Here is a 6,286-nt window from a genome sequence, read left to right as displayed (position 1 = left end):
CGCCTCGGGCCGCACGATGATCTCCGCCTGGCGGCGGCACCGGGTGCTGATGGTGGCCACGGCCCTCGCGCTGACCGGGGCGCTGTCCGCGGGGTTCGCGCTGTGGCCGGACTCCCGGGGCTCCGGGGCGCGCGGGGGGCCGGCCACGGCGTCCCCGGCCCCGCCCCCGCGGCGCCTCACGGTCGGCTCGGCGAACTTCCCCGAAAGCGTCCTGGTCAGCGAGATCTACGCGCAGATCCTGGAGGCCAGGGGCGGCACCGTCACGCGAAGGCGCGGGATCGGCGCCCGGGAGACCTACTACCCCCTCACGGAGAAGGGCGAGGTCGACGTCGTGCCCGAGTACAACGGGGCCCTGGCGTCCTACCTCGGCGCGCTGGACCTGAACGCGAAGGCGCCCGCGACGACGGGATCGGTGAACGCCAGGCTCCGCGCGGCGCTTCCCCGGACGCTGCGGATCCTCGACTCCGCCGAGGCGGAGGACAAGGACGCGATCGTCGTCACCCGGCGCACGGTGGCTCGGTACGGGATCACCTCGCTCGCGGACCTGAGGGGCGTCTCGGACGAGTTCGTGCTCGGCGGCACGCCCGAGGCCCAGACCCGGCACCAGGGGATGATCGGCCTGCGCGCCGTCTACGGCGCCGGTTTCAAGGCGTTCCAGCCCTTCCGGCAGGACGACTTCCGCACGCTCGCCGCCCTGCTGGACAAGGGGTCCCTTCAGGCGGCGCAGATGTTCACCACCGACCCCGCGCTCCGCGAGCACGACTTCGTCGTCCTCGCCGACCCCAGGCGGCTGTTCGGCGCGCAGAACGTGACGCCGCTGGTCAACCGCGCGGGCGTGGACGACGCGGCGAAGGCGGCGCTGGACTCGGTCTCGGCGAAGCTGAGCACCGAGGACCTGCGCTACATGAACGCGCGCGTGGCCGTGAACGGCGACAAGGTGGAGGCCGTCGCCAAGGCCTGGCTCGTGCAGAACGGGCTGCTGTGACCCGTGGTTCCCCGGGCCGGGCCGCGCCGCCCGGCCCGGGGGGTCATCAGGACGCGCGCGCCGCCCCGACCAGCTCCGCCACGTCCGGCAGGACCGCGTCGGCGACGGTGATCCGCCGGTCGACCAGGCCCGCGGCGTGGAACAGGTCGGCCGCGCGCTGCTGCTCGGCGACGAACTCCGCGCTCACCGGCTCCAGCCCGAACGGGCGCCGCCGCAGCGCGGTCTCCCACGCGGCGGGGTCTCCGCCGTCGTCGGCCGCGAAGAGCGCCGCCGCCTCGGCGGGGTTCTCCTTGATCCAGGCGTCCGACTCGCTGAGCGCGGCGACGATCGCCGCGAGCTCCTCCCGGTGCCGCTCGGCGAAGTCGCGGCGGGTGAACCACAGGGACCGGTGGCTGAACAGGCCGTCGGTCTCCACGAGCGTGCGCGGGGACGCCTGCTCCTCCACCCGGGCCAGCCCCGGGTAGGCGCCGACCCACGCGTCGACCTCGCGGTCCAGGAACAGCTGGGCGGCGTCGGCGCCGGCGTCCACCGGCTCGATGTCCTTCCAGCCGAGCCCGGCGTCGTCGAGCGCGAACAGCAGCAGCGTCGTCTGCCAGGAGCCGTGCCCGAGCGCGACCCGCTTGCCCTTGAGGTCGGCGGGCGACTCGATGCCCGAGTCCGCGTGGGCGACGAGCCGGCCGTTCTCGTGCCGCGAGCCCGAGGTCGCCACGTACACGATGTCGTGCCCCTTGGCCTGCGCGGTGACCGGCGGCGTCGATCCGGTGCCGATGAAGTCGTAGCCGCCGTCGAACAGGTGGTCGCCGTGCGCGGACGGCAGGCCCTCGGTCGGCGCGGGGCGGGCGCCCGAGGGCAGCGAGCGGAAGTCCACCCACTCGACGTCCGGGAGGTCGCGCTCCAGGATGCCGCGGTGCCGCAGCACCCACAGCGAGTTGTTGCTCGGGAAGTAGCCCACGCGGACGGGCTTCTGGTCGGACATCAGGCGTTTCCTCTCGGGACGGGGATCGAGGCAAGGGACGATCCGGGGGACGCGGCGCGGTCGCGCTGGCCCCCGGACGGCAGGTCGTTCACGCGCAGGTCGTGTCCGCGCAGCAGCGGCAGCACCCGCTCGCCCACGCGGTACGCCTCTTCCAGGTGGGGGACCCCGGCGAGGATGAACGCGTCCACGCCGAGGCCGATCAGCTCGTCCAGCCGCGCGGCGACCTGCGCGTAGCTGCCGACCAGCCCGAACGCGGGGCCGCCGCGCAGCAGGTGGAAGCCGCCCCACACGTTCGGCGCCGCCTCCAGCTCACGGAAGTCCGTCACCGGCCAGTCGACGAAGGACGAGCTGCGCAGCCAGCCCACCGAGTCGCCGGACTCCGCCGGGCCGCGGAGCTGGGCGGGGTCCACGTGCCGCCAGCCGCGCCGGATCTCCTCCCACGCCTCCTCCTCGGTCTCCCGGGCGAGCACGTCGATCCGCACGGCGAACCGCGGTGCCCGCCCGAGCTCGGCGGAGTGCTCGCGGACCTGCCCGAACTTGCCGGCCAGGGCATCGAACGGCTCCAGCCACGACAGGTAGTAGTCGGCGTGCCGGCCGGCGGCGCGGATCGCGGCGGGCGAGGAGCCGGAGAAGTAGATCTCCGGGAACGGCTGCCCGGCGAGCGGCCCGGGAAGCCCCGCGCCCTCCACGCGGTAGAAGCGGCCCTCGTAGTCGAACGGTCCGCCGTCCCACACGCCCTTGAGGACGTCCAGGAACTCCGAGGTGCGGGCGTAGCGGTCGTCGTGGTCGACCTTGTCGCCCCACCAGAGCTGGGCGGGCCCGCCGCCGCCGGAGATGACGTTGTAGACCACCCGGCCGCCGGTCGCCCGCTGGAGGCTCGCCGACATCCGGGCGGCCTGCACCGGGTGCAGGAACCCCGGCTGGTAGGCGATCATGAACCGGTAGGTGGTGGTCTCGCGGGCCAGGCTCGCCGCCGCCGCCCACGGGTCGTCGGTGAACGGGAACGAGGGCAGCAGCCCGCCGACGAACCCCGACAGCTCCGACGCCCGCGCCACGTCGGCCATGTGGTCGAGATGGCTGTAGCCGTCGCCGCGTCCGCCGCGGACGCCCGGCGTGATCGCGCCGGGCACGCCCGGGTCGAAGTCGCCGCGGCTGGCCACCCGGCGGCGCAGCGAGCGCTGGTCGCCGTGGGTGCCGATCCGCCAGTAGATGTCAATCGGCATGCGCGTGCTCCCTCGTGGTGTCCGGTGCGTCCAGCAGGGGGAGCAGGTGCTCGCCCAGCCGGTAGGTCTCCTCGATGTGGGGCGCGGCCTCCAGCACGAACGTGGTGACGCCGCGCGCCGCGAGGCCGCGGAGTGCGCCGGCGACGTCCTCGTAGGAGCCGGTGAGGGCGGCGGGCGGCGCACCGGCGGCGGCGCGCCGCGCGGCCTCGTCGGCGGCCTCCGCGGTGTCCTCGCGCGCCAGGACCGGCAGCGTCAGCCCGTACTCCACGGTCCGGCCCTGCTCGGCGGCCCGTTCGGTGAGCCCGGCGATGAGCGCGTCCAGGCCGCCGTCCCGGTCGTCCTCGTGGTCGAAGACGTGCAGGTCGGCGTGCCGGGCCGACAGCTCCAGCGCATCGGGCGACGTCCCCGTCAGCTGGACGCGGGGGAACGCGCTGCTTCCCAGCGGGGCCTGGAAGCCCCCCGCCAGCACCTGGAAGAACCGTCCCTCGTAGGTGTAGGACTCCTCGCCCCACACGCCCTTGGCGATGGTGAGGAACTCGTCGGCCCGCGCGTACCGGTCGGCGCCCTCCACGAAGTCGCCCTGCGCCCGCGCGACGGACGGATCGAGGTCCACCGCGAGCCGCCAGTCGAGCCGCCCGGCGGAGAACCGCTGCAGCGACGCCGACACCTTCGCCGCGTACACCGGCGTGGCGGCGGCCGGGTGCAGGCCCGCCACGCCCCGCAGCCACCGGCTCGCGCGCAGCAGCCCCGCCGTGACGACGAGAGACTCCTCGCCGCCCGGGTCGTAGGGGGCCAGCGCGCCGTGGAAGCCGACGATCTCGGCGGCGCGGCCGGCCTGGGCCAGATGGTCGAACGGCCCGTACGCGCCGGGCCGCAGGTCGGTCACGAACGACGGCGGCGCGGCGGGCGGCGGTCCCCAGTCCCCGCGCGTCCCGTCGCCGCGCGACGGCAGGGTGACGAGGAACCGGACGGGACCGGCGGTCATGCCGCCTCCGCCTCGGCCAGGCGCTCGCGGGCGAGGCGCAGCGGTTCGGGCGCGACCCACGCGTCGAGGTCCACGTCGGCGTCCAGGAACCCGTGCACCAGCAGGAAGTCCTTCTGGACGCGCAGGAGGCCGAGCCGCTCCTCCGACAGGTCGGGGTGCAGCGAGCGGTGGAAGGCGCCCCGGTAGGCGGCCGCCACGCCCTCGGCGCCCGAGCGGGTCTCGCCGGCGAGGATCTCGCGGACGGGCCCGAGGTTCCCGGCCGCCCACCCGGCCGCCCGCAGGGTCTGCGTCAGGAACGTCACGACCAGGTCGGGCCGCTCCTCCAGCAGCCGCTCGTGGACGGTGATCGGACGCGGCGTGCCGTTGTTCACGCGCGTCCGGGGGTCGGGGTGGGCGTCCAGGTCGACCGCGACCGACAGCCCGAGCTCGCGGGCCCGGCCGGCGGCCCGCGCGCCCTTGGCGTAGACCGCGTCGACCTCCCCGCGGGCCAGTTCCTCCAGGCCGGGCCAGGACGTCCGGCCGCCGCCACCGGCGTCGCGTCCGACCGACGGCGCCGGGTCCGCCGGGACCTCGGTGAAGGTGACGTCGTCGAGGGTGAGGCCGCCCTGCGCGAGCGCGCCCTTCACCCCGTGCAGCGCCATCGCCCGGGGGAAGCTGCGCGCGCGGTCGGCGGCCCAGCCGGGCAGGGCGACGCGGGCGCCGCGCAGCCCGGCGGCGTCCTGGACGCCCGACCCCGGCCGCACGAGGATCGACTGCCACTCCTCGATCCACGTCAGCCCGATCAGCCGGGTCGGCGCGCCCGCCGACCGCGCCGCGAGCGCGGGCACGTTCCCGCCCTCGCGGAACAGCCCGAGGAGGTCGTGGTCGAAGTGGTGGCGGGCGAGGTCCGGGCCGGCGTCCTGCAGGACGCCCACCTCCAGCCCCGCCGCGCCGAACGCCTCCTCCAGCCAGCCCTGGCGATGCGCCAGGCCGCTGGCCGTCGGCACCGGGCAGCGGGTGAACCAGATTTTCTCTACCGAAGACACGGCACTCCTCAACGTGGTGCGGAACTCGGGACCGGGGCCGTGTCGACCCCGAGATGGGACAGGAACGTCCGGCGGAGGCGGGCGAGGGCCGGGTCGTCGCGGTCGCGGGGCCGGGGCACGTCGACGATCCGGTCGGCGGTGAACCTCCCGGCGCGCAGCACCGCGACCCGGTCGGCCAGCCGCAGCGCCTCGTCCACGTCGTGCGTGACCAGGACGACCGCCGGGCGGTGCCGGGCGCACAGCTCGGCGACGAGATCCTGCATCTGCAGCCGGGTGAGCGCGTCGAGCGCGGCGAACGGCTCGTCGAGCAGCAGCACCTGCGGGTCGCGGACCAGCGCCCGCGCCAGCGCCACCCGCTGCGCCTCGCCGCCCGACAGCGTCGCGGGCCAGGCCCGCTCGTACCCGGCGAGGCCGACCTCGGCGAGCGCCCGCCGGCCCGCCTCGCGGGACGAGCGCGGCAGGCCCAGCGTCACGTTCGGCAGGACCCGCCGGGCCCGGACGAGCCGGGGCTCCTGGTAGACGGTCGTGCGGCGCGGCGCGGCCAGCACCGTGCCCGCGTCGGCGGCCTGCAGTCCCGCGAGCAGGCGCAGCAGGGTGGTCTTGCCGGTGCCGCTCGGCCCGAGCAGGGCGAAGAACTCGCCGCGCCGGATCTCCAGGTCCACGCCGTCCAGGACGGTCTTCGGGCCGAACGACTTGCGCAGCCCGGCGATGCGCACGGCGACGTCGCTCATCGGGCCGCCGCCCGCCCGCGCCAGGGCATCGCCACCCGCTCCAGGCCCCGGATCACCAGGTCGATGACCAGTCCGATCAGGGCGTAGATCAGGATGCACAGCACCATGTAGTCGTTGCGGTAGTACTGCTGCGCGAGCGTGACCAGGTAGCCGATGCCCTCGCTCGCGCCGATCTGCTCCGCCGCGATCAGGCCGGTGAGCGAGACCGACAGGCTGATCCGCAGGGCCATCAGGATGCTGGGCAGCGCGCTCGGCACGATCACCGCGGCGGTCCGGCGGCCGGATCAGGCCGCGTTGGGTTCGGGCACGGCGGCCAGGACGGCGGCGACGCGCTCGGCGTCGGCGACCCGCACGTGCGGCA

General features: G+C 75.6%; 7 protein-coding genes. 1 reads left to right on the top strand and 6 read right to left on the bottom strand.

Annotated elements, in window-relative coordinates; genetic code table 11:
* The coding region (locus E1291_RS37860; RefSeq protein ID WP_131742859.1) for an ABC transporter substrate-binding protein at positions 1 to 985 on the top strand (985 nt) is incomplete at its 5' end.
* A 46-nt stretch (positions 986 to 1,031) separates the two neighbouring features.
* On the opposite strand, the gene E1291_RS37855 is transcribed toward E1291_RS37860, so the two are convergent.
* Genes E1291_RS37855 through E1291_RS37830 form a run of 6 tightly spaced genes read right to left on the bottom strand, consistent with a single transcriptional unit; the run spans position 1,032 to position 6,188 of the window.
* Positions 1,032 to 1,961 (bottom strand): aliphatic sulfonate ABC transporter substrate-binding protein, encoded by a 930-nt coding sequence (locus E1291_RS37855; RefSeq protein WP_131742858.1) that lies wholly within the window; start codon positions 1,959 to 1,961, stop codon positions 1,032 to 1,034.
* Complete coding sequence (locus E1291_RS37850; protein ID WP_131742857.1) at positions 1,961 to 3,184, bottom strand: LLM class flavin-dependent oxidoreductase; 1,224 nt, start codon at positions 3,182 to 3,184, stop codon at positions 1,961 to 1,963. Before E1291_RS37850 ends, E1291_RS37855 begins: the two co-directional genes overlap by 1 nt.
* Positions 3,174 to 4,169, bottom strand: coding sequence for an LLM class flavin-dependent oxidoreductase (locus E1291_RS37845; RefSeq protein WP_131742856.1), 996 nt, complete (start codon positions 4,167 to 4,169; stop codon positions 3,174 to 3,176). The genes E1291_RS37850 and E1291_RS37845 overlap by 11 nt, the downstream gene beginning before the upstream one ends.
* Positions 4,166 to 5,194, bottom strand: a complete 1,029-nt coding sequence (locus tag E1291_RS37840; RefSeq protein WP_131742855.1) for an ABC transporter substrate-binding protein — start codon at positions 5,192 to 5,194, stop codon at positions 4,166 to 4,168. The genes E1291_RS37845 and E1291_RS37840 overlap by 4 nt, the downstream gene beginning before the upstream one ends.
* 8 nt (positions 5,195 to 5,202) lie before the next feature.
* Positions 5,203 to 5,925: an ABC transporter ATP-binding protein gene (locus tag E1291_RS37835; protein WP_131742854.1), complete on the bottom strand. Its 723-nt coding sequence runs from the start codon at positions 5,923 to 5,925 to the stop codon at positions 5,203 to 5,205.
* The gene (locus E1291_RS37830) at positions 5,922 to 6,188 is read right to left on the bottom strand and encodes an ABC transporter permease (protein ID WP_242614630.1); all 267 of its coding nucleotides are present in this window, start codon (positions 6,186 to 6,188) and stop codon (positions 5,922 to 5,924) included. The genes E1291_RS37835 and E1291_RS37830 overlap by 4 nt, the downstream gene beginning before the upstream one ends.
* Between the last annotated feature and the right edge of the window lie 98 nt (positions 6,189 to 6,286).

It is taken from the genome of Actinomadura roseirufa (assembly GCF_900659635.1).
Lineage (GTDB): Bacteria > Actinomycetota > Actinomycetes > Streptosporangiales > Streptosporangiaceae > Spirillospora > Spirillospora roseirufa.
The sequence above is the reverse complement of the archived record's forward strand: the minus strand, read 5'-3'. Positions and strand labels throughout refer to the sequence as shown.

Excerpts from the sequence above, each read along its gene's own strand:
- E1291_RS37855 (WP_131742858.1), bottom strand. The coding sequence starts at position 1,961 with ATGTCCGACCAGAAGCCCGTCCGCGTGGGCTACTTCCCGAGCAACAAC.
- E1291_RS37850 (WP_131742857.1), bottom strand. The coding sequence starts at position 3,184 with ATGCCGATTGACATCTACTGGCGGATCGGCACCCACGGCGACCAGCGC.
- E1291_RS37845 (WP_131742856.1), bottom strand. The coding sequence starts at position 4,169 with ATGACCGCCGGTCCCGTCCGGTTCCTCGTCACCCTGCCGTCGCGCGGC.
- E1291_RS37835 (WP_131742854.1), bottom strand. The coding sequence starts at position 5,925 with ATGAGCGACGTCGCCGTGCGCATCGCCGGGCTGCGCAAGTCGTTCGGC.